Genomic DNA, 21907 nt, shown 5'->3' with positions numbered 1-21907 from the left:
AAAGCTTCAAAGCACATAACACATCTAAAACTAGCACTTAATATTCTGTAAATCATGTTTTTAATGTAAAAAAACAACGATTTTCAAAACTAAACGTTTGTAAATAAAAACAATAATCCCGTAAAATTCACATTAAACTTATCACATCCATAATTTTGGCCTAATTTATTTTCCAAATTCTTAAAAGTTCACGTTATACAATTTTAACATCTTAAAAAAAATTGTCATTAAACTCCTAACCTAACTTTTGTGAGCAATATTTTATTTTGAAAACAGGAATTTACATTATCACTTTTATCAATAAAAGCAACAAGAATTCACATTTGAGTTTTCGGTTTCTTTTTAAATTCGAAAGACAGCATCTCACTAACTGAATTTCGCCATATATTTTTGAACAATAGCTTCCGTATTCTCGTTGCGCATTTTTTGCTCTAATTGAATTGGTGGCGAAGCGCGTTCCAAACAATTTTTAACAGCACAGGTTTCACAAGTAACCCCGACAACTTGTTTCTTAAGCGAATCATTCTCGATGAACTTAAATTTTTTCTTCATTCCTGGCGTAATCAATATCCCTACCGAAATACTGCGGATGCAATCTACCTTAAACGGATCCGGCGTTGCGGATGAAAAAACAAGGTATTCATTTTTACTGTTTTCATAACTGGAGATTTGAGCATCAAAAAAGTGGTTTTTATTTTGCTTCAAAGACTCCTCAATCGTGCGGATCGAAACCCATCTTCGGCAGTAATGCTCATTCATCTCATTCGCATGCGGTTCCTGCTGGTTCGTGATGTGCAATTCTTTTTTGATCTGATACGTATCCGTACCTATTTGATGCGACAATCTCAGAAAGAAAAGGTTCTTCAACTGAAAGTCTTTTGGTAAAATATTAGTCAACCTTTGATAGAACGATTCGGGCGAAACATTAAAACCGCTCATCAAAGCAATCATTTCCTGAGGTTTTGGATTTGTTTTTGACAAAAATAAATTCAGTTCATCTATTAGTTTTTGTCTTGGAATAAGTAAGGCTCCTGCAAAATAAGAAGCATAAAAGTTGTTCAAAACCTGATCGAAGTTATCAAACTTAATCCAGCTGAACGTATATAATCTTTCGGTGATTTCAAGATAATTATACGCAATTTCTTTTGCTAAAATAAACGCCCTTTGAGGCTCGTCAATATCTAATGAAAGAAGTAAAGTCTTGCTTTTTGGAACAAAAATAGATCTCAAATCTCCCAATTGTTCTTGCTCCGAAAAAACGAGTTCTTTTATCGTATAACCATATTCTTCAATTAAAATCGCCGTAAGTTCTTCAATCGAAATTTTGGCTTCAATATTCACGTGAAACGCTTTCGAAAACTGCAACACTTTCTGTTCTAAATCTTCAAAATAGTTCGTATGCGCTTCTTGGTAAGAACGCAATGACGCCAAAAAGAAACTCTCTCTTGTCAAATTATAATGTTGCGCAATCTCAATAATCGTACTGATAAACGCATTGACTTTTGCAGGTGCATTAGCAATAATGTCGATAAGATCGTTTTCCTGAATCCCAAAAATCTCAAGAGGAATCTCTTTTAAAATTCCCGATTTTAGGATTTCTCCAATGGGCGCCAGATTATTGTCCAGTTTCAACGACACCATATTATCATAGGAAATATCGAGTTTTTCGGCTAACAGAATAATTTTATCCGTTTTTGGATACTTTTTACCTTTTTCAATTTCGTTCAAGTACGATTTTGAAAGGTCTGTGATTTTTGCCAAACCAAATAGTGACAGATTCTTATTAGTGCGAGCCTGCTTGAGTTTTAATCCAAAAATCAACTTGATATAATCCTTTTCTATGTTCATATCTCAAAGATAAGCTAAAAAATATTTAAGCCAAAAAAAATATTTTTTATTTTTAGCGTACGTTCGCTTGTTTTGTAAAAAACTTTTCGTAACATTGTCATGTAAAACATATTAACCATGAAAGCAAATACCGAAACAACCGAAAAATCGCTACAGTTTTCTAATGAAACGAAAGAGCATTATCCAGAAATTTTGACGGACAAGGCCATTAATTTTATTACAGAACTTCACGAGCGATTCAATGCCAAAAGACTTTTGTTATTAGACGAAAGAAAAAAACAACAGGATTTATTCGATCAAGGTGCCTTACCCAATTTTCCTGCTGAGACCAAAAGCATCAGAGAAAGTAATTGGAAAGCGGCAAAAACGCCAGAAGATTTATTAGATCGAAGAGTCGAAATAACCGGTCCGGTCGACAGAAAAATGGTCATCAATGCATTGAATTCGGGTGCGAAAACGTTCATGGCTGATTTTGAAGACAGCACTTCTCCTACTTGGAGTAACTTAATGACGGGTCAGCAAAACCTGAAAGATGCGGTAAATAAAACCATTGCTCTTGAAGATACTTTAAAGAATAAAAAATACAGTCTAAACGAAAAAACTGCCGTGCTGCTTGTTCGTCCAAGAGGATTGCATTTGCCGGAAAAAAATATTTTAATTAACGGAGAACAAACTTCAGGATCACTAATTGATTTTGGCTTGTATGCTTTTCATAATTACAAACAACTTATTGAGGATGGAACGGCGCCGTATTTTTACATCCCAAAACTAGAACATTATCTGGAAGCAAGATGGTGGAATGAAGTTTTCGAATTCACGCAGGAATATTTAGGCGTAAAAAACGGAACATTCAAAGCCACGATTTTAATCGAAACAATAACTGCCAGTTTTCAATTAGACGAAATCATTTTTGAACTGAAAGAGCATATTGTAGGCCTTAATTGCGGGCGATGGGATTACATTTTTTCTTATATAAAAAAATTAAGAAAAAACCCAGCTTTCATCGTTCCAAACAGAGATCAGGTGACGATGACTTCTCCATTTATGAGTGCGTATTCCCAATTAGTTATTCAAAGATGCCACAAACGAAATATTCATGCAATTGGTGGAATGGCGGCACAAATTCCAATAAAAAACAACGAAGAAGCCAATAAAATTGCTTTCGACAAAGTAATAGCCGACAAAGAACGGGAAGTAAAAAATGGTCATGACGGAACTTGGGTCGCACATCCGGATTTGGTTTCACTTGCCATGACGGTATTCGATAAATACATGCCAACAAAAAACCAAATTGAGGTAAAAAGAGAAGATGTACACGTTACCGAAAGTGATTTACTCGAAACCCCAAAAGGAACCATTACCGAAGAAGGGGTTCGAAAAAACATTAGTATTTCAGTATTATATATCGCTTCCTGGCTCAACGGACAAGGCGCCGCAGCCTTGCAAAATTTGATGGAAGACGCTGCTACTGCTGAGATTTCGAGATCACAATTATGGCAATGGCTACAAAATAAAGTTCTTTTAGACAATCAAAAAGTCCTATCTGAAAAATACTACCATCGACTAGCCATGGAAGAATTTGAAAAAATAAGAAAACTCGTTGGAGATGAAAATCATGAAAAACAAAAATACAGACTAGCGGAGCAATTATTAGATATTCTAGTCGTAAACGATAATTTTATCGAATTTTTGACTCTACCTGGATACAAATACATTTAAAAAATCAATTACAATCCCTATTAACAAACAACCAAAAAGAAAAAAAAGATGAAAACTACTGAAACAAGAATTCAAGAATTAGTTACCGATTGGATTACAAACCCAAGATGGAATGGTATTGAGCGTCCTTACACTGCTGAAGAAGTGGTAAAATTACAAGGATCGTATCAAATTGAGCACAGTGTAGCCAGAATTGGAGCGAATACCTTATGGAATAAACTAAATTCTCAGGATTTTGTAGCCGGACTTGGCGCGCTAACCGGAAACCAGGCCATTCAAGAGGTAGAAGCAGGATTAGATGCTATTTATTTGAGCGGATGGCAAGTTGCTGCTGATGCAAATGTAGCCGGCGAAATGTACCCCGATCAATCTTTATATCCTGCTAACAGTGTTCCATTGGTAGTAAAAAGAATTAATAACGCCCTATTGAGAGCAGATCAAATACAAGTGGTTAACGGAACTGCTGACAAAAAAGAGTATCTGGTTCCTATTGTGGCTGACGCCGAAGCTGGTTTTGGTGGAAACCTAAACGCTTTCGAATTAATGAAAGCGATGATTGAAGCGGGAGCTGCGGGAGTTCACTTTGAAGACCAATTGAGTTCTGCTAAAAAATGCGGTCACTTAGGTGGAAAAGTATTGGTTCCTACGCAAGAAGCCATCAACAAATTGATTGCAGCACGTTTAGCAGCTGACGTAATGGGAACGCCAACAATTGTTGTTGCCCGAACTGATGCGGATGCAGCTAACTTATTGACCAGCGATATTGACCCAAGAGATGCTAAATTCATCACGGGAGAGAAAACTGGAGAAGGTTTTTTCTATGTAAATTGTGGCGTGGAGCAAGGAATTGACAGAGGATTGAGTTATGCGCCTTACGCTGATTTAATCTGGATGGAAACCAGTAATCCGGATCTGGATTACGCAAGACAATTTGCTGAAGGAATTCACGCAAAATTCCCAGAAAAAATGTTGGCTTACAATTGTTCGCCTTCTTTCAACTGGGCTGCAAAATTATCCGTTGCTGAAATGGAAACATTCCGCGAAGATCTTGCAGCAATGGGATACAAGTTCCAATTCATCACTTTAGCCGGATTCCACGCATTGAATACCAGCATGTTCGAATTGTCTAAAGCCTACAAAGAAAGAGGAATGGCAGGCTATTCTGAATTGCAGGAAAGAGAATTTGCTTTACAGAAACATGGTTTTAAAGCGGTTAAACACCAAGGTTTCGTAGGAACTTCTTATTTTGATGCGGTACAAAATACCGTTACAATCGGGAAATCTTCTACCACCGCGATGAAAGACTCTACTGAAACAGCTCAGTTTTAAAAAAAACAACAACCATAAAAAAACACGATTTCATCTGAAATCGTGTTTATTGTTTTTAAAAATTTATCGCCACGAATTTCACTAATTCTCACTAATTAATTCGTGCTAATTCGTGAAATTCGCGGCAAATATTTTTTTGCAATTATGCATAATTTAAGTCTGTCAACTAAATCTACAGACTGAAAGTCCAAAGTAATTTACTTCGATTCTATAATTTCAAGATCTGTTATCACTTTCTCTTTCCCTTTTTGAATACTAATTTTATTCACTGAAATTGGAAGGTAATACTTGCCGTTTTTAGCTGCTTCCAGTTTAATTTTTTTGTCTTTATTTTTCCAATTGTCAGCCGTTGTTTTACTTATTGAAAGATCATAAACGTGTTTGTTTAGTCCTTTTGACGCTTTCACTTTCTGAGAATAAAAGACTTCCTTCAAGCTGTTTTCAATTTGTAAAAGCACTTCTGAATCCGTATTGGAATAGAACCAAATCTCTGCTTTTGGCTCTGAAGCCTTAGCCCAAGAACTCCAACTGTTCCCCCATTCTCTTGATTTTTTTACCTTTTTAAGTTCAAAAACATGAAGACTTTCCGCTACCACTTTATCGCTCAATTGTTGCACTTGATCCAAATTAACTTTATAAATCGAACGACCATGAGTTCCCACCACTAAATCTTTTGCTTTCTTTTGAATCACTACATCGTGAACCGCAACGTTTGGAATTCCATTCGAGAAATCATCCCAAGTTGTTCCTTTATTTAACGAAACATACAATCCGTTATCCGTTCCCAGATACAAAACATTCTCATTTACATTATCCTCCACTATTACATTCACCGGACTTGAAGGCAAATTATTGGCTATATTTTTCCAGGTTTGACCAAAATCATCCGACACATACACATAACTAGTGAAATCATCATTTCGATATCCGTTTAAAGTCGCATACACTCTTTCTTCCTTATGTGCCGAAGCCACGACTCTGGAAACCCAACGATTCTGAGGCAAATTTCCCGAAATTTTGTTCCAAGTAGCTCCGCCATCTTTCGAAACATGAATCAATCCATCATCACTTCCAGTGTAGAGTAATCCAAACTGCAAAGTGCTTTCGCTGATAGCAGCGATAGTTCCAAAAGCAACATTTCCTTCTTTCACTCCTTGCGTCAAATCAGGTGAAATAGCCGTCCATGTTTGTCCTTGATTCATCGATCGATGCAAGAAATTAGACCCCATGTATAAAATATCCTGATTGTGCGAAGACAATAAAATAGGTGTTTGCCAATTGAATCGGAATGGTTTCTCGTCCTTTTTTGGCTTTGGCGAAACATACTCTCGCTTGTTAGTTGCACGATCAATTCTATAATAATTTCCAAATTGAAAACCCGTAAAAACAATATTTGGATTTCTTTTATCAATTTGAGTTTGCATTCCGTCGCCTCCCATCAAATTTTCATACGGGTATTTCCCGGTTTGGTACCATTCTGAGGAATATTTGTAAGTGCTAGGTCCAACCCAAACGCCATTATCCTGCATCCCGCCATAAATATTATATGGTTCTTGCTCATCTACATTCACTGCATAAAACTGACTTACGGAATGCGAATTACTTTTTACCCAATGCGCTCCATCATCATACGAAATGTTCAAACCACCGTCATTTCCATTAATTAAATGTCCGGATTTATTTGGGTTCACCCAAACTACGTGATGATCTGCGTGAACATTTTCTTCGCTTATGGAAGTGAATGTTTTTCCGCCATCATTTGATTTGATAATCGGCACACCTGACAAATAAATTTTATTCACATCGTTTGGATCTACAGAGATAACACTGAAATAATATCCGTAAGAATAAAAGAAATCATCTATGAAATCCTGATGAGTCTTCGTCCAATTTTTTCCTCCATTACTTGATTTGTATACTTCAGCTCCAATAACTTCTGTTTCAGCTAAACTATTTATCGCATCCAGAACTACTTTGGCAGCTTCATTAGGTTGCAAATACCCGTTTTGAACCCAATGTTTGATGTTTTCGGCTCTGTATTTTTCGGTTAATCCGTAATTCTTTAAAATAGAATTCAGACTTTTATTTGGTAATTTCAGGAATTCGTCTCCTGGCATAGAAAATGCAACCGGCAACGAATTGCTTTTTTTGGATCCACCCGGTCTTTTGAATTGGTTATCCAAAACAGCATACACATTTTCATCGTCATACACTGCTAAACCAATTCTCCCAACGCCTTCGCCAACAGGAAATCCACTTTCAGCATTCGTATAGAGCTTCCAAGTCAATCCCGCATCATCACTTTTATAAATCCCCGAAGTAGCTCCGCTTCCTATAAAATCCCACGCTTTTCTGTCTTTACTCCAAGAAGCTGCATATTGAACCTTGAAGTTTTTTGGCGAAACAGCCACATCAATAATCCCGGTTTCATCATCAATATAAAGGGTTTTATTCCACGTTTTTCCGCCATTAGTCGTTTTATAAATTCCTCTTTCTTCATTTTTTGAATATAAATGACCCACTGCACCCACAACAACTTCATCTGGATTTGATGGATTTATAAGTATTCTGCTGATGTGATGACTGTCATGCAAGCCCATATTTTGCCAAGTCTTTCCTTTGTCTTCTGATTTCAAAATTCCAATTCCGGCGTAAGACGAACGGGACGAATTCACTTCGCCAGTTCCTACCCAAATCGTTCCTCGTTTCCAGTCTATCGCGATATCGCCTACATTTTGCGTAGGCGCCGCATCCATAACCGGCGAAAAACTCATCCCATTATTATTCGTGTACCAAAGTCCGCCCGAAGCATATCCCACATAAAATTCGGTTGGATTTTCCGGATTTACGTCCACATCCACCACTCTGCCGCTCATCACTGTTGGCCCCACATTTTCGAAAGTAACCTGCTGAAAAATCGATTGATTTTCCATTTGTTTTTTGGATTCCAATGATTGCTGAATTGCTTCGTCAGAAACTTGTCCCCAAGAGACACTTTGTACGATAAGGGCAGAAAAGAATACTATTTTTTTCATGTAAAACTGATTTGAATTGGAAAATTAATCATAAAAATAGTTATCTGAAAATTTTATACTGTAATTAACAACCGTTTCTTTCAAAGTTAGTATTTTTGAATAATCAATATAAAAAATAAGGATTGTATAATGTTATTTATGTTTATCCATAAAAACGCCCATTAAGATTGCATTTTACTACAATTAAATAAAAAAAATCAACACATGAAATACCACCAAATTGACCGAGATTTATTTATAAAAAATAGAGCCAAATTCATGGCTCAGATGAAGCCAAAAAGCGTTGCCATCTTCAATTCTAATGATATTTATCCCGTTTCTGCAGATAGTACGTTGCCATTTGCACAACACCGCGACATATTTTACTTAAGTGGAGTCGATCAGGAAGAAAGTATTTTATTGCTTTTCCCGGATGCACCATACGAGCATCAAAGAGAGATGTTATTCTTGAAAGAAACCAACGAGCACATTGCTATTTGGGAAGGCGAAAAACTGACTAAAGAACGTGCTTTTGAAACAACAGGAATCAGAACCGTGTATTGGTTGCAGGAATTTGAGAAAGTTTTATTCGAAATGATGACTCACTCGGATACAATGTACATCAATACGAACGAGCATTACCGCGCTACTGTAGAAACCGAAACGCGTGAGGCACGTTTTGTAAAGTGGTGGAAAGCACAATATCCCGCGCATGCTGTTGCCAAAAGTAACCCAATATTGCAACGCCTTCGTTCTGTAAAAGAAACCGAAGAATTGGATTTAATCCAAAAAGCCTGTAACATTACGGAACTCGGTTTTAGAAGATTATTGCCTTTTGTGAAACCAAACATAATGGAATACGAAATCGAGGCTGAACTGATTCACGAATTCACTCGCAACCGTTCTCGTGGTTTTGCCTACACGCCAATTATCGCTTCTGGAAACAATGCTAACGTGTTGCATTACATCGAAAACAACCAACAATGCAAAGCCGGCGATTTGATTTTACTGGATGTTGCAGCTGAATATGCCAACTATTCCAGTGACATGTCGCGAACCATTCCAGTTTCAGGAAAATACTCCAAAAGACAAAAAGAAGTATATAATGCCGTTTTACGTGTGAAAAACGAAGCGACCAAAATGCTGTCAACAGGAACACTTTGGAAACAGTACCATATCGAAGTAGGGAAATTAATGACTTCTGAATTGCTAGGTTTGGGTCTTATTGATAAAGCCGATGTGCAAAACGAAAATCCGGAATGGCCCGCTTACAAAAAATATTTCATGCACGGAACTTCCCACCACATGGGACTTGATACGCACGATTACGGTATCCTGACCGAGCCTATACGTGCCAATATGGTATTCACCGTAGAGCCGGGAATTTACATTCCTGCAGAAGGTTTCGGAATCCGTTTGGAGGACAACATCATCGTTCAGGAAAGCGGCGACCCCTTCAACATGATGCGCAACATCCCAATTGAAGCAGACGAAATCGAAGAATTAATGAACAGTTAATTCAGTAAGTACATACAATCAAATCGGTTTACAGTAATGTGAACCGATTTTTTTTTGGGCACAACCCAGCCTCAGTAAACTCCGGCTGCGTCGGGCTATTCGCTATAAGTCCTCGTCTCCTCAAAAAAGACGAGACTGTGGGCTTTCCGCTGCTATCCCTTGCGCGCTTCAACGAGAAAATTTACAATTCCAAAATTCATCTTAAAGCTGTAACTTTATAATCACCCTTCCGACTTATTTAAAACAACAACTATTTTTTAAAACATATTCAATATGTAATTTGAACCGATAAGAAATTAAGAAAAATTAAGCTCTGCCTCTTAATGGTAAAAAACTTTTAAATAAAAACCTAAAATACAGAAATCATGCAAGCACACGAAATTGACTACCACATTTACGGCGAGGAAATGCAATATGTGGAAATAGAACTGGACCCACAAGAAATTGTAATTGCCGAAGCGGGAAGTTTTATGATGATGGACAATAATATCCAAATGGAAACTATTTTTGGAGACGGTTCCGGACAAGAAAACGGATTATTTGGCAAACTTTTAAGCGCCGGAAAACGAGTGCTGACCGGTGAAAGCCTTTTTATGACAGCGTTTATCAATCAAAACAATACCAAAAGCAAAGTTTCATTCGCATCGCCTTATCCCGGAAAAATAATTCCGATAGACTTGACGCAATTTAACGGTAAATTCATTTGCCAGAAAGACGCGTTTCTCTGCGCTGCCAAAGGCGTTTCTGTGGGAATTGAATTCTCTAAAAAACTCGGCCGCGGATTGTTTGGTGGCGAGGGTTTCATCATGCAAAAAATAGAAGGCGATGGCCTGGCGTTTGTGCATACTGGCGGAACATTAGCCAAAAAAGAATTAGCCGCAGGCGAAATCCTTAAAGTAGATACCGGTTGCATTGTAGGTTTTACTAAAGATGTGGATTATGATATTGAGTTTATTGGCGGCATCAAGAATTCTATTTTTGGTGGCGAAGGCCTATTTTATGCTACACTGCGCGGTCCGGGAACCGTTTACGTGCAATCCTTGCCTTTTAGCAGACTGGCTGATAGAATCATCGCATCTGCACCAAGAGCTGGCGGAAACAGTCGTGACGAAGGAAGTTTATTGGGCGGTTTAGGAAGTTTGCTCAATGGTGACAAACGATTTTAAATTTCACAAACGGCTTTCATAAATCATTTTAAAACATATCAGTCAATTAAGCAAATTGAAGTAACGCTTAAATGACTTATGTGGTTGAAAAACACTTTTTGTACAAAAATTCTGTTCAAAAATTTTCAATATTTATTCGTAGTTTTTAGTCTAATTCGCTGCAACAATTCTAAAAACTACTATAACTTATCTGGTTTAAAAAAATTAAAGCCCTAATTTTGCAGACTCTCAAAAACTAAAAGTGAAACAAATTCTCTTTAAAAATACCAACATCTCCTACTCCGATACCGGGAAAGGAACCGCTATTGTCTTACTTCATGGTTTCTTGGAAAACAAAGGCATGTGGGATTTTTATATTCCAAAGTTTGCTATAAAAAACCGAGTCATAACCATTGATTTATTGGGACATGGAGAAACGGAATGTTTGAGTTACGTGCAAACAATGGAAGATAATGCCGATGCAGTTCACGCAGTTTTATCAGAATTACGGATCCGTAAGGCCATTTTTGTCGGGCATTCGATGGGTGGTTATGTGGCTTTGGCTTTCGCCGAATTGTATCCTGACACGATAAAAGGATTGGTACTACTGAACTCGACCGCAAGAGCTGACAGTGAGGAACGAAAAACAAATCGTGATCGGGCTATCAAAGCGGTAAAACAATCTTTCATGAATTTTGTTTCACTTTCTATCGCTAATTTATTCAGTGAAAACAACAGAGAACGCCTTTCATCAGAAATTGAAAAAGTAAAAAAAGAAGCTTTAAAAACACCACTTCAAGGTATCGTTGCGTCACTAGAAGGAATGAAAATAAGACAAGATAGAGAAGTGTTGTTACATCTTACGCCCTATCCAAAATTATTAATTCTGGGCGAAAAAGATCCCGTCCTAAATCACGAAGAAACCAAAGAACAAATTGAAAGCACGAACGTGAAACTGGTCACTTTTCCGGACGGACACATGAGCTACATCGAAAACCAAGACCAGTTATTGATTGTATTGTTGGCTTTTTTCAAAAGTATCTAAATCATTCCTGATTTCAAATATCCCTTTTCCACCAATTCGCTTTTGTCATTCAAGTGGTACATTTTTCCCTCTTTCATCAACGCCAGTTTTGTGGAAACCTTAATCACATTTTCATAGTTATGATCCGTGATAATGATTCCTTTTACACTGGACATTGCGGTGATTAAATTATTAATTTTTTCAATCATTATAGGTGACAAACCATTGTAAGGCTCGTCCAACAAAACAAATTTTGACGCATTATTCAGGATTAATTTAATTTCTAAATACCGTAATTCTCCACCGGACAAATGCTTTATTTTTTTGTTGCGCATCGATTGAATCATTTCATCGGCATAAAAATCCTGCAGATTCTCTTTGGCAATAGACAATTGAATGGTCTTTTTTATCGATAATGAATTTGGAATAAAATTATCCTGAGGCAAATAACTAATTTCATTTAACAACTGGCTGGTCCTTGCTTTCACGACTCCATTGACCCGAATAAATTTAAAATCGGCAGCTACAATTCCGAAAATGATTTTCAACAAAGTAGATTTTCCGGAACCATTTCGTCCTAAAACACCAATAATATCAGCGGTTTCGCATTTCAAATACACATCGGAAACTATGATTTTCCCATCATACTGTTTTTGAACACTGTCTACTTCTAAAACACTCTTTGTCATACCAATTTCAAAACTACATTAATGACTAATATCAGCGCCAACGAAAAAACAAAATTCATTAGAAAACCATACACAAACAATTGCATTTTTGAAATTCCGTTATTGTAATAAAACAAGTATTCAATTTTAGCATTCACCTCTTTTATCAAAAGGCTAATGAAGAAACCAAAAATAATAAGTACGTACTTGAAGGTTTCAAATCCTCCAAAAACCCATGCCAAAGCGCTTATTGACACGTTTATTATCAAAGTGCTTTTGTAAAACTCAAAGATGTTGGCTAATTTTCTGATTGGAAGTTTTATTTAAATTATTTTCTCTTTGAAAGGAATGCTTTCATCTAAAATTTCGCTCAATAAAAGAACCATTTGTTCTAAATAATTACTCAAAATTTCTTCATTTATAATCGAATTTATTTCTTTGTCTTCTTTAAAATTAAATGGAAGAAAACCCGCTTTTAAATTCTTGAAAGAGATAATTCCGGCTTCAATTGGCTTTCCTTTTGCTTCGTGCTCATACATAAAAGCATAGGCGAGGACCTGAATGATTTTATCGCTTTTAATATCTTCCGTTAATCCTTTCCAGGATTTCAGAGTGACGCTCGCTTTTTCAACTTTTCCGGTTTTGTAATCGATAATTCGAATGACTCCGTTGCGCTCTTCAATTCTATCTACATTTCCTTTTATCAATACGGGAAAAAGCAAATTAGGATGATTTAAAGTTCTTCCAAAAGTTTGTTCTAAAGCTATAATTTTTATCGCATCGCCATTTTTAATACTTTCTAATTCTACTTTTAAGAAATTAGAAACATTTCGTTTAGCTACTTCAAACGCCAATAAATTTCGGCCTTTTTTGATCTCTCCTTCTTTATAAACTAATTTAAACTGTTTCAAAACCTCAGCGTCTATTTGTTTAAAACAGTTTAAAATATCGCTTTCTGATATAAATTTACCAATGAAAGGCTCGTACAAAACTTTCAAAGTTTCGTGAATAATAGTTCCCAACGTATTCAAAGCAATATTTTCCTCTACTTCTTCGACTTCGCTAATGCGCAAAATTTTCTGGAAATAAAACTGAATCGGATTCCGAATATAACTCGTCAAAGCCGATGGAGAAAAACCTTTTTCAGCAATTTCTTTCAATCGTACCATCACACTTTCTGATTTTGGAATCACCATCGGTTGATAGGCCGTTTCAGGTAAAACTGCATTGTAAATTTCGTGTGTTAACGTATGATTATTTTGCTTTTCGACTTCCAATTGGGTTATAAAACGGCTTTTTTCACCCGCATCCAGACCTTCACTTTCTGTATTATACAGCAAGTAAATATTTTTGGCGCGTTGCAACAAATGATAGAAATGATAGGTATAAATGGCGTCCTTTTCTTTGAAAGTCGGCAAACCCAATTCGCGTTTCACATCGTAAGGAATAAACGAGTTTTGTGATTTTCCCGCCGGAAATTTACCTTCATTCATCGAAGTAACAATAACAGTATCAAAATCCAAAACACGACTTTCTAAGACTCCCATAATCTGTAAACCATTCAACGGTTCACCTTCAAAAGAAACTTCAGCCAGATCAATTACTTGTTTGTAAATGGCATAAAGTGTTTCTATTTTATCAATATGTTCGTGTTTCGAATAATAATTAATCAGTTTGTTAATGACTTTAAAAATAGCAAAGACAAAAGCTTTGGTGATTTTTTCTTCTTCGTTATCGTTGCTTAAATTTTCTTTTATAGTTTGCAATAATTTAGAAATCGTCTCCAATACAGGAATCGAACCCTTTTCCCATTTTTGGAATAATAAAAGAAACAATTCGCTTGGAATTAAATTCAATTCCATCAATTTATGATGCGTAATAAAAGTATAATTATTTTGATTGATGATATGGACAAGCGCGCTGGTTTTTGCATACGGTTCCACCAAAGGATGCGTTAAAATATCCAACACATCTTTGTAATACAACACATAATTTTTGGCATTTCTGGATAATGCATTCGTATGCATTTTGAATAATTTGGCAATCAAAATCTGCGCTGGATTGTTCTTACTCGAATATCCCATTGTGATATTCAAAGCACCAACGCTAGACGGTAACGAATATAAAAGTGGAACCAACAGATTTTCCTCACCTAGAACCACAGCCACATTATCCAACTTTCCCTCTGTGCCGAGACTTCGGGATTCATTGATGACCTTTTCGATAATACTTCCGGCTATCTTGGCTTGGCCAATTGTTTTTGGTGTGCCAATAACCTGAATGTTTTTTGTCTGCGAAAAATCATTCACAATCCATTCAAACGGATGCTGCTTATAATGTTTCCAACTTTCTTTGAAACGTCTTACAAAGAGTCCTGCATCGTGATATGGATCATTTAGAAAGGTTTGGTCTGCGTCCCAATATATTTTGGCCTGATCAGAGGCGATAAGGTGCTGGATTATTTTTTCTTCGGCGGCATTCAAAGCATTAAAACCGGCAAATAGAAATTGTTTCTCTTGTACCGAATTCGAAAAATGATTTATGCTATTTACTGCTTCGCGATAAATCAAGCCTTGATACCCGATTCCTTTATTCAACAAATGCGTGTAAAGAGATTGATAATAATTGGGTAGTAATTTCCAAAAATCAATATATTTTTCTAGTAATGCAGTTTTATTTTCAACTTCGATTCCCCATTTTTTGATGTCTTCAATGTCTTTCAGATACGAAAGAACATGGGATGGATCTAATAAATAGCGGTCAATTTCATTAAAGTCCTGCAGGAGTGTTTTGGCCCAATTGGCAAACAATTCAAAGGATTGTTGGTTTGACTTATCGGTAATAGACAAATATACTTCGTAGAATTCAAATAATAGCTCAATAGGATCTATGGTCCTAATCCCAGCAATATTTTGTACAAAATCTTCAATACTTATAATTTCAGGAGAAAGTATATTTGTGGTGACTTGATTTTTTAGCGCTTCAATCAGGAATATTTTAGCGCGTTTGTTGGGTAAAACTACAATCGTGTTGGAAAGATTGCCTAAATAATTTTCAATTAAAACCGAAGCTATTTTATCAAGAAAAGAAGTATTTGTCATTTTATAAAAATAAAAAAAACGCCCCGATAAATCGAGGCGTTTTCTAAATATTTTTGAAGAAAATTATTTTTGTAAAAGAACTTCTGTTCTTCTGTTTTTTGCTTTACCAGCAGCAGTTTTGTTAGTCTCAACTGGACTTCCTTCACCAAAACCAACAGCATTTAAGTTTTCAGCTTTGATACCTCTTTCTAATAAAGCATCTCTAACGATGTTAGCTCTATCTTCAGAAAGTTTTTGATTCATTTCATCTGAACCATCGCTATCAGTGTGACCTTCAATACTAAATTTAGCATTAGGATAGTTTTTAAGAATTTCTGCCATTGCATCTAATCTAGCTGGAACGTCACCAGTTTTGAAAGTAGCTTTACCTGAATTAAAGTAAACTGCTCTAGCTTGAATTTTAAGATCATCTAACGCTTCAGTAGTTACTTCAGGACATCCTTTGTTGCTAGCTGGACCAGCAATTGTAGGACATTCGTCATCTTTATCATAAACGCCATCTCCATCAGTGTCTGGCCATGGGCATCCACCGTTTTCTTTAGGACCTGCAACTGTAGGACATTTGTCATCTTTATCAGCAACACCATCTCCATCTGTATCAGGACATCCGTTTAATTCTTTAGGACCAGCTTCATTTGGACAAGCATCATCTTTATCAGCAACACCATCTCCGTCTGTATCAGGACATCCGTTTAATTCTTTAGGACCAGCTTCATTTGGACACGCATCTTCACTGTCTTGAATTCCGTCTCCATCTGTATCAGGACATCCGTTGAATTCTTTTAAACCAGCAACTTCTGGACAAGCATCGTCTTTGTCATATATTCCATCCCCGTCTGTATCTTTTCCTCCAAATTTGAAGATAAGACCAGCTGTGTGTTGAAAAAGTGATGGAGCATCTGGAGTTGCAAAAGCTACTTCTCCTTCAGTTCTATCTCCAAAAGATTTTTTATATCTTGTTGCGATTTCTAAACCAACATTTTCAGTAAACCAGAAAGTTAAACCAGCACCTGGATTTACAGTTCCGAAGCTACTGTCTCCAAAGAATGTATACCCTCCACCAATAGAAAGAGATGGATCAATAACTTTAGATTTAATTAAATTCATGAAGCTGTATTTGATAGTTGCATCAACACCATAATACATTAAATCACCTGGATTAGTTACATGATATCCTCTAGAATCATGACCTACAGTTCCCGGTGCAAAAGTTACAAACTTATCAATTTTGTTTACAGATCCAGAAAGACCAAAAGAGAAATTATCTCCTACGTATCTAGATACAGTTAAGTAAGATACCGAAGGAAGTATATTCCAGTTCGTTTTTACGTCAAAAGGTTGGGAAAAATGACGATCTAGCCAATTGTTTCCACCTTCAGCACCCGCTTTAGTGTCTATGGCATTTACTCCAAAGGAGATTGCCCATGGGTTGTTACTGTCTTGTGCGTGAGAACTTAAACCCATCACCATCATCGCAGCAACTAAAATTTTGTTAAGATGTTTCATACTTAATTTTTTTAATTACGATTTAGTTAATTATCTGCAAAAATAGCGCGTAATTTTTAAACTACAAAATGTAATGTTAAAAAAAACCTACTAACAAGGCTAAAAGTGCGAATTATACAACATTTAGCTCTTTTCCAACCGCAATAAAGGCGTTAATTGCTTTGTCCAAATGGCCTTTCGTATGTGCTGCCGAAAGTTGTACTCTAATTCTTGCTTTGTCTTTAGGGACCACTGGAAAAAAGAAACCTATCACGTAAATCCCTCGTTTTAATAACTCATTCGCCATCGTTTGAGATAATTTTGCATCATATAACATCACCGGAACTATTGCCGAATCTCCATCAATGATATCAAAACCTGCTTTTTTCATTCCTTCCTTGAAATAATTCGTATTCCACTCTAATTTATCCCTAAGTGTAGTGTCCTTTTCTAACAGTTCAAAAACCTTGATGGAAGCACCAACAATTGCTGGTGCCAAAGAATTTGAAAACAAATACGGTCGGGAACGTTGGCGTAATAATTCGATAATTTCTTTTTTAGCGGTCGTATACCCACCCATGGCACCACCAAGGGCTTTCCCTAATGTTCCCGTAATAATATCAACTCTTCCCATAACCCCTTTTAACTCCAGTGTCCCTTTTCCGGTAGCACCAATAAATCCTGTGGCATGACATTCATCGACCATAACCATTGCATCATATTTATCTGCCAAATCACAAATTTTATCTAAAGGAGCCACAACACCATCCATTGAGAATACACCATCTGTAACAATTAATTTGAAACGCGTTCCTGCTTCTCTCGCCTTAATTAGCTGCTTTTCCAGATCTTCCATGTTGCTGTTTTCATAGCGGTACCTGGCTGCTTTACACAAGCGAACTCCATCGATAATAGAAGCATGGTTCAAACTATCCGAAATAATGCAATCCAGCTCTCCTAACAAGGGTTCAAAAACACCTCCGTTTGCATCAAAAGCCGCAGCATAAAGAATAGTGTCTTCTGTACCATAAAATTCAGAAATCTTTTTTTCCAAAGTTTTATGAATGTCTTGTGTTCCACAAATAAAACGTACCGATGACATTCCAAAACCATGTGTATCCAAAGCATCTTTTGCTGCCTGAACCACTTCTGGGTGAGATGACAAACCAAGATAATTATTGGAACAAAAATTCAAAACTGTTTCTCCTGTTGAAATAGTGATTTCGGCCCCTTGCGGTGAAGTGATAATTCTTTCTTTTTTGAAAATCCCGTTGTCTTCTATAGTTTGCAATTCTGCTTGAAGATGTTCTTTAATTTTTCCGTACATTTTTTTTATATTTTTAAAATTCAATTTTGCGAATAATTCATTTTTTAGGCTACAAATTTACTACATCAATTCCTTTTCCGATATAAATAAGTGCTTTTTTTGTCACTTTATAACCCATTAACTCAATTGCTGCTTGATAATTTTCTAATTGATGTTGGTGTTTCACATTATACCTTCCTGTTTTATAATCCAGTAGCAACACCTCTTTATTTTTTGTCACTACCATCCGGTCCGGCTTAATGGTTTTCCCTTCTTTTTGAATAATAGTTTGCTCATTCAAAACTTCATTCCCTTCTGCAAAACAAATTTCTAACTCACTGTGATTAACAATTTCCTGCATAGTACTGTAAACAGCCTTTTTTTGTTTAAAAACAATCAATCCGTTTTCAATCGCCTTGGTGATGGCCAAGTCGATATCTGTTTTAGTTTTTACAAAAGATAAAATCTCATGAATGACATTCCCATATTCAATAGCTTCCTGTTGTTGTGTTCCCCACATCAAAGCTTCCCTTTGTGCAATTTTTATGTTTTTTGGATTCAAAATTTCTGAAACTACAGGAATCGTTTTTGACATGTCAATGTGCTTCTTTTCTTTTGATAATTTAGCGGCATCCCCAAACTCATATTCTAACTTATCAGCATTAAATTCGCCTTTACTATCCAAATAATTAATAAAAAAAGCACACATGTTATTCTTTGGCACTTCCCCTTTATTGGATAAATTCAAATTCGAAATCACATACAACTGCTCTTCTGCTCTGGTCAAAGCCACATAAAGGACATTGATATTGTCTAATAATTCTTCTTGTTTCTTTTGATTATATACCTCAGCCGCTTCCTCTCCAAATCCTTCGACAGCGCTACTGTTATCAATTAACACTTTTGACAGACCAAAAGTTTCTTCTTCGGCATTAAGCCATAGTTTATCTTTTGGCTTTCTGTTGTAATCTTCTTCTGCAAATGGCATAATAACCACTGGAAACTCCAATCCTTTTGATTTATGAATTGTCATAATCCGAACGGCATTGTTTCCTTCTGGTGAGGGAATGCTGAATTTTTGTGCATTTTTATCCCAAAAATTCAGAAAGTCAGAAATCCCTGCCTGATTGCGAATGTCCCGTTCGAGCACTATGTCTAAAAAATATTGTACGTAGGCATTCCCCTCCCCAACCCTCTCCCTAGGGGAAGGAGCCGAAACCGATAAGTTAAAGTTTTGAATTTCTTCTTGTTGAATTAATTCTTTTTTTATTCGTTTTAAAACCTCTGAGATACTCTTTATAACTTGCTCATTGGTAAATCGAATAACTTTATACCCTAATTTATTTAGAGTAATGGTTCTGTTATTATTTAAGTGAGCTTGCTCTTCCGTAAAATGATAATCTCCATCCACTTCAACAACCAGTTTTTTTGATAAACAAACAAAATCAACAATACAGTCATCTATCAAATGTTGTTGCCTAAATTTATAATCTTCAAATGATTTAGATTTAAGCTCCATCCAAAGAACTTTATCAGCATGTATTGGTTCTTTCTTCATCACTGTAGCCTTATCGATTGAAAAAGGAGAATAATTTCCACCATTCGCGTATCCAAATTTATTTGATTGAGTAAGCAGAATTTTATCAACAGGGTTTTCCTTTTCGTCACCCTTTCCTTTGGAGAGGGCTGGGGTGAGGAACTTTGATACTATAGTTTCCACAGCTTCATACAATGATTTTTTTCTAATGTTTTGAAACGAAAGTGAAACATCAAAACTCATCAACCAGTTTTCGAAATCAGTTTCCTGAAACATTGCCATTCCTTGAGCGATAAAATCATGAATTGGTAATTTATCCTGACTGTTTTGCGCTAAATATTGAAGAAAGTTTGCTTTGGATTCCAAGTCAGAACTGTTTTTCAAGTATTTTAGTAAATGAATAATCAATCGCACTTCAGTAGCGTTCTGAATCATCAACGTTTCCGAGGACAAGAGTGGAACTCCTTGCTCTGTCAAATAGTTCGCAATCGCAATTCCCTGGCTTCTCTTCCGAGTAAGAATAACAATATCTTTGTACTCAAATCCCTTTTGAATCACTTTTTGAATAGTGTTCAGCGTGGCCAAAACATATAAATCGATTTTATCTAATGGTTCTTCGTCACCAAAATCTTCAAAATTTGCATCTATTTTTTCCACTTTTGGGATAAACGAAATATTCACATAACCTCCTGTTTTATCATTGGTTTTTTGATGGCTGTGATTCTCATACAAATCTTTATAATCCAAATGCGTAAATTCAATCGATAATAATTTAAAAAATTCATTATTAAAATCAATTACCTGCGAGTAACTTCGGTAATTTTTATCAAGATGTTCGAGTTTTTTATCTGGATTATTAAACGGGTTTTGATCCTTGCTCAATTCGATAAACTGCTCGGCTTTTCCTCCACGCCATCTATAAATAGACTGTTTTGGATCACCTACAATCATTAAGGTGCCTTTTTCGCCATAGTCATCCTGTCCGGAAAGTGCATTATCAATAAGCGGAATCAGGTTTTGCCACTGCATCTCCGAAGTGTCTTGAAATTCATCAATAAAAAAATGACGGTAGCGTTCCCCCAGTCTTTCATATATAAAAGGTGCCGGCTGGTTTTGAATTTCCCTATGGATTATGGCATTAAATTCTGAAATAGAAAGTACATTTTGCTCACTTTGTATTTTAGCTAATTCATTACTGACCGTATTTAATAAGGAAAGTGGTGTAATGTTTTTCAGGAATGCTTTGTAGAAATTTATCCTTTCGAAAGCTTTATAGACTTTGTCTAAAAATTGCAATAAATCAGGAATTATGTTCTCAATAATTGCACGATCTTTTGCAGTTTTATTGATTTTTACATCCTCAAATTCATGGTAAGTTTTGTTTTTAGGATTGAATTTCCCTTCTTGAATGCTCACCAAATGTTTAGGAAAATGGCCCGCCGAAAATGACTTGACATCAATTCCGTTTTTATCAATTAAGGCTAGCGCTTCTTCTGCAAAAACAACAGTTTGTTTTTCTATATCGTTACTGGCCTCTACTAATTTCTTTTTTATTTCAACAAACTCAGCGATGGATTTATCCTGAAAATGCGTGATTTCGTTCCTGTTATTTTCGTTGAGAACCAATCGTCCAGTTTCCAGAATTTCCCGTGAAATATCCCAAGATTTATCGTCATCGGTTTTTTCCATCGTGAAGTCAATCAACAATTTTGTCAGCGTTTCATCCTCACCGGCCTGAGCGATTATGGCATCTACGGCCTCAATTAATAAATTTTCAGTATCCAGTGTGACTTCAAAAGTCATCGGCAAATTCAAATCATGCGCAAAGGCCCGAATCACTTTATGGGTAAATTTATCAATCGTAGAAATGTCAAATGCAGCATAGTTATGAATAATATGCTTGATAATTTGCTGTGATTTAGTTTTGATTTCGATGATCGAAAGTTCCGTATCTATTGCCACATCCTGCATCAAGTCCTGCGCTTTTGGACTGGGCTCGTCTTTAGCAAATTCAGACAAACTACCTACGATTCGGCTTTTCATTTCGTGCACCGCTTTATTGGTAAACGTAATGGCCAGAATATTGCGATAAGCATCATTCTTTTTGGCAACTAAAATAATTTTTAGGTATTCTTTGACAAGCGCATAGGTTTTTCCGGATCCAGCCGATGCATCGTATATAGAGAATGAAGGTCTTTGCATGTTGATGTTGT

At 36.2% G+C, this 21907-nt stretch carries 13 protein-coding genes; 5 read left to right on the top strand and 8 right to left on the bottom strand.

Going from position 1 to position 21907, the window contains the following annotated elements:
* Nucleotides 1-366 precede the first annotated feature (366 nt).
* Nucleotides 367-1848, bottom strand: a complete 1482-nt coding sequence (locus ACEN2F_RS08685) for a helix-turn-helix domain-containing protein (RefSeq protein WP_441737966.1) — start codon at nt 1846-1848, stop codon at nt 367-369.
* A 117-nt stretch (nt 1849-1965) separates the two neighbouring features.
* Here ACEN2F_RS08685 and aceB point away from each other — a divergent pair, with 117 nt between their 5' ends.
* Both aceB and aceA read left to right on the top strand, forming a co-directional pair.
* A complete protein-coding gene (gene aceB / locus ACEN2F_RS08680) occupies nt 1966-3567 on the top strand; it encodes a malate synthase A (RefSeq protein ID WP_441737964.1) in 1602 nt (533 codons plus the stop codon).
* A gap of 48 nt (nt 3568-3615) precedes the next feature.
* On the top strand, nt 3616-4896 hold the full coding sequence (gene aceA, locus ACEN2F_RS08675) for an isocitrate lyase (protein WP_441737962.1): 1281 nt from the start codon (nt 3616-3618) through the stop codon (nt 4894-4896).
* A gap of 197 nt (nt 4897-5093) precedes the next feature.
* On the opposite strand, the gene ACEN2F_RS08670 is transcribed toward aceA, so the two are convergent.
* The gene (locus tag ACEN2F_RS08670; protein ID WP_441737960.1) at nt 5094-7931 is read right to left on the bottom strand and encodes a glycosyl hydrolase; all 2838 of its coding nucleotides are present in this window, start codon (nt 7929-7931) and stop codon (nt 5094-5096) included.
* 204 nt (nt 7932-8135) lie between these two features.
* Between ACEN2F_RS08670 and ACEN2F_RS08665 the strand changes: the two genes are divergently transcribed.
* From ACEN2F_RS08665 to ACEN2F_RS08655, 3 genes are all read left to right on the top strand, one after another.
* Entirely contained in the window at nt 8136-9428 is a 1293-nt protein-coding gene (locus tag ACEN2F_RS08665) for an aminopeptidase P family protein (protein WP_441737959.1), read from the top strand.
* Nucleotides 9429-9793: 365 nt separating this feature from the next.
* Nucleotides 9794-10594 carry a TIGR00266 family protein gene (locus tag ACEN2F_RS08660; protein ID WP_441737957.1) on the top strand — a complete coding sequence of 267 codons (801 nt, stop codon included), beginning with the start codon at nt 9794-9796 and terminating at the stop codon, nt 10592-10594.
* Between the two features lie 241 nt (nt 10595-10835).
* Nucleotides 10836-11618, top strand: a complete 783-nt coding sequence (locus ACEN2F_RS08655; RefSeq protein WP_441737955.1) for an alpha/beta fold hydrolase — start codon at nt 10836-10838, stop codon at nt 11616-11618.
* Here the strand turns inward: ACEN2F_RS08655 and ACEN2F_RS08650 are convergent.
* The 6 genes from ACEN2F_RS08650 to ACEN2F_RS08625 form a co-directional block, all read right to left on the bottom strand.
* Nucleotides 11615-12286, bottom strand: coding sequence for an ATP-binding cassette domain-containing protein (locus ACEN2F_RS08650; RefSeq protein ID WP_441737954.1), 672 nt, complete (start codon nt 12284-12286; stop codon nt 11615-11617). The two genes, ACEN2F_RS08655 and ACEN2F_RS08650, sit on opposite strands and share 4 nt — an antisense overlap.
* Nucleotides 12283-12522 (bottom strand): hypothetical protein, encoded by a 240-nt coding sequence (locus ACEN2F_RS08645; protein WP_441737952.1) that lies wholly within the window; start codon nt 12520-12522, stop codon nt 12283-12285. Before ACEN2F_RS08645 ends, ACEN2F_RS08650 begins: the two co-directional genes overlap by 4 nt.
* 66 nt (nt 12523-12588) lie before the next feature.
* Nucleotides 12589-15366: a PD-(D/E)XK nuclease family protein gene (locus tag ACEN2F_RS08640; RefSeq protein WP_441737950.1), complete on the bottom strand. Its 2778-nt coding sequence runs from the start codon at nt 15364-15366 to the stop codon at nt 12589-12591.
* Between the two features lie 63 nt (nt 15367-15429).
* Nucleotides 15430-16872 (bottom strand): OmpA family protein, encoded by a 1443-nt coding sequence (locus ACEN2F_RS08635; RefSeq protein ID WP_441737949.1) that lies wholly within the window; start codon nt 16870-16872, stop codon nt 15430-15432.
* A 112-nt stretch (nt 16873-16984) separates the two neighbouring features.
* The gene (gene kbl, locus ACEN2F_RS08630) at nt 16985-18178 is read right to left on the bottom strand and encodes a glycine C-acetyltransferase (RefSeq protein ID WP_441737947.1); all 1194 of its coding nucleotides are present in this window, start codon (nt 18176-18178) and stop codon (nt 16985-16987) included.
* Nucleotides 18179-18227: 49 nt separating this feature from the next.
* Complete coding sequence (locus tag ACEN2F_RS08625; protein WP_441738025.1) at nt 18228-21896, bottom strand: UvrD-helicase domain-containing protein; 3669 nt, start codon at nt 21894-21896, stop codon at nt 18228-18230.
* Between the last annotated feature and the right edge of the window lie 11 nt (nt 21897-21907).

This window comes from Flavobacterium sp. W20_MBD1_R3 (assembly GCF_052119725.1).
Lineage (GTDB): Bacteria > Bacteroidota > Bacteroidia > Flavobacteriales > Flavobacteriaceae > Flavobacterium.
Note: the sequence above shows the minus strand (reverse complement) of the source record. Positions and strands in the feature narration are given on the sequence as shown.

What these genes read in the sequence shown, in the direction of transcription:
- ACEN2F_RS08685 (WP_441737966.1), bottom strand. Translation starts at nt 1,848, where the DNA reads ATGAACATAGAAAAGGATTATATCAAGTTGATTTTTGGATTAAAACTC.
- aceB (WP_441737964.1), top strand. Translation starts at nt 1,966, where the DNA reads ATGAAAGCAAATACCGAAACAACCGAAAAATCGCTACAGTTTTCTAAT.
- aceA (WP_441737962.1), top strand. Translation starts at nt 3,616, where the DNA reads ATGAAAACTACTGAAACAAGAATTCAAGAATTAGTTACCGATTGGATT.
- ACEN2F_RS08670 (WP_441737960.1), bottom strand. Translation starts at nt 7,931, where the DNA reads ATGAAAAAAATAGTATTCTTTTCTGCCCTTATCGTACAAAGTGTCTCT.
- ACEN2F_RS08665 (WP_441737959.1), top strand. Translation starts at nt 8,136, where the DNA reads ATGAAATACCACCAAATTGACCGAGATTTATTTATAAAAAATAGAGCC.
- ACEN2F_RS08660 (WP_441737957.1), top strand. Translation starts at nt 9,794, where the DNA reads ATGCAAGCACACGAAATTGACTACCACATTTACGGCGAGGAAATGCAA.
- ACEN2F_RS08650 (WP_441737954.1), bottom strand. Translation starts at nt 12,286, where the DNA reads ATGACAAAGAGTGTTTTAGAAGTAGACAGTGTTCAAAAACAGTATGAT.
- ACEN2F_RS08640 (WP_441737950.1), bottom strand. Translation starts at nt 15,366, where the DNA reads ATGACAAATACTTCTTTTCTTGATAAAATAGCTTCGGTTTTAATTGAA.
- ACEN2F_RS08635 (WP_441737949.1), bottom strand. Translation starts at nt 16,872, where the DNA reads ATGAAACATCTTAACAAAATTTTAGTTGCTGCGATGATGGTGATGGGT.
- kbl (WP_441737947.1), bottom strand. Translation starts at nt 18,178, where the DNA reads ATGTACGGAAAAATTAAAGAACATCTTCAAGCAGAATTGCAAACTATA.
- ACEN2F_RS08625 (WP_441738025.1), bottom strand. Translation starts at nt 21,896, where the DNA reads ATGCAAAGACCTTCATTCTCTATATACGATGCATCGGCTGGATCCGGA.